The organism is Bradyrhizobium sp. STM 3843 (genome assembly GCF_000239815.1).
In the GTDB taxonomy this organism is placed as follows: Bacteria; Pseudomonadota; Alphaproteobacteria; order Rhizobiales; family Xanthobacteraceae; genus Bradyrhizobium.
This window is the reverse complement of sequence record NZ_CAFK01000141.1, coordinates 1-1829: the sequence shown is the minus strand read 5'-3', so window position 1 is coordinate 1829 and position 1829 is coordinate 1. Positions and strand designations below refer to the sequence as shown.

Annotated in this window: 2 protein-coding genes and 1 pseudogene; all 3 read right to left on the bottom strand. The window is 62.5% G+C overall.

All coding sequences use genetic code 11. The annotated features are described in order from the left end of the window. Window positions 1-299, bottom strand: a pseudogene (locus BRAS3843_RS16510) (tripartite tricarboxylate transporter substrate binding protein); the annotation flags it as partial. A 68-nt stretch (window positions 300-367) separates the two neighbouring features. Beyond that, complete coding sequence (locus tag BRAS3843_RS16505) at window positions 368-1627, bottom strand: CoA transferase (RefSeq protein ID WP_008970094.1); 1260 nt, start codon at window positions 1625-1627, stop codon at window positions 368-370. A gap of 9 nt (window positions 1628-1636) precedes the next feature. Beyond that, a partial coding sequence (locus BRAS3843_RS41895) for a hypothetical protein (RefSeq protein WP_210161395.1) occupies window positions 1637-1829 on the bottom strand: 193 nt, incomplete at its 5' end.

Here is a 1829-nt window from a genome sequence, read left to right as displayed (position 1 = left end):
TGCCAGGCATTCGAGGTGCCGAAGATCACCTTATAGGGATCGCCCGCGGAGGCCTTGCCGTAGACATAGCCCTCGGCACCGCTGCCACCCCCCTTGTTGACGACGACGATCGGCTGATCCGTCAGCTTGTACTTGGTGATGATGTTCTGCACCGCACGGGCGAGATTGTCGGTCCCACCGCCCGGCCCCGCCGTGGCAACGAACTCGATCGGCTTTTGCGGTTGCCAGGCTGCCAGCGCCGGCATCGTGCCGGCGAGCACCGCCGCAGCTGCGGAAAACAGAAACGACGTACGACGCATGATTTCCTCCGACTGATTCTTTGTTTTGTGTTGTCTTTGTCTATCGTATAGATCGTATCGATATGCAGTCAGGCGACGCGTTCCTCGCACCTTCCTGAAGCCGAGACGATTGCGCCCTGCTCTTCGAGGGCGTCAATCTCCTGTTCGTCGAATCCGTACTCCGCCAGCACCTCGCGTGTATGCTCACCATAGACTGGCGCGCCGGAACGGACCTTGCCCGGGGTCTCGGAGAATTTGACCGGAAGCCCGATCGTCTTCACGGGGCCGAGCGTGGAATGTTCGACCTCGACGACCATCTCGCGCGCCAGTGTCTGCGGATCGCTCAGCGCCTCCAGCATGTCGTGCACGGGTCCGCACGGCACGCCCTTCTCGTCGAGGGCCGCCAGCCAATGCGCCCGCGGCTGGGTACGGAAGCGCTCGCTCAGCACCGCTTCAAGCTCCTTCAGGTTCGCCATGCGATCGGCGCCGCTCACGAACCGCGGATCGGAGGCGAGTTCGGTGGCGCCGAGCGCCTCCAGCATCAACAGCCAATGCTTCTTGTTGGCGCCGCCGACCACAAGCCAGCCATCCGAGGCCTCAAAGGCTTGATACGGCGCGTTGAGCGGATGCGCGGAGCCCATGGCGCGGGGCGCTGTGCCCGCCGCCAGCGCGATCGTCGATTGCCAGTAGGTCTGCACCAGGGCCGCTTCGTAGAGCGACGTCTCGACCCACTGCCCCTCGCCGGTCTTGAGGCGATGGGTATAGGCGGCGAGGATGCCCATGCTCGCGAGCAGGCCGGCGGTGATATCGGACAGCGGCGGACCACATTTCACCGGCGGTCCGTCGGGACGTTCGCCGGTGAAGCTCATGATGCCGCTCATGGCCTGCGCAACCAGGTCGAATCCCCGGCGATGCTTGTAAGGGCCGGTGCGGCCGAAGCCCGACAATGAGCAGTAGATCAGCGCCGGACATTCCTTGTGCAGTGCTTCATAACCAAAGCCCAGCCGCTCCATGGCGCCAGGCGCAAAATTCTCGACCAGCACGTCGGCGCTCGCGATCAGGCGCCGCAGCACCTCCTTGCCGCCGTCGGTCTTCAGATCCAGCACGATGCCGCGCTTGTTGCGGTTCATCATCAGGAATGAAGCCGCCTCGTCGCCGATCTTGGGCGGCACCGAATGGCGAGTGTCATCGCCGTTCGGCCATTTCTCGATCTTGATGACGTCGGCGCCCATGTCGGCGAGCATCAGCGTGCAGGTCGGCCCCGCCATCACATGGGTGAGATCGATCACCTTGAGGCCGGCAAGCGGACCCGAGCGACGAGATGTGGATTGCGATGGATCGTTTTGCATCGACCTGTCCTATTGGCGCGCGTGTTGGGGAAAATATCGAGCCCTTCGCGACCAGCCTGGCTCGTGTCGCATATCAGGATGAAGCGCATCCCAATCAGCCGCTCGTGTCCACCTCGCGCCCTGCAGGTCCATTTCCTCATGTTCCTTGTTTTCAGTATTTTTGAATGCAAAATTTGAGACTTTCAAGCTGGAACTTGCGACG

Excerpts from the sequence above, each read along its gene's own strand:
- BRAS3843_RS16505 (WP_008970094.1), bottom strand. The coding sequence starts at position 1,627 with ATGCAAAACGATCCATCGCAATCCACATCTCGTCGCTCGGGTCCGCTT.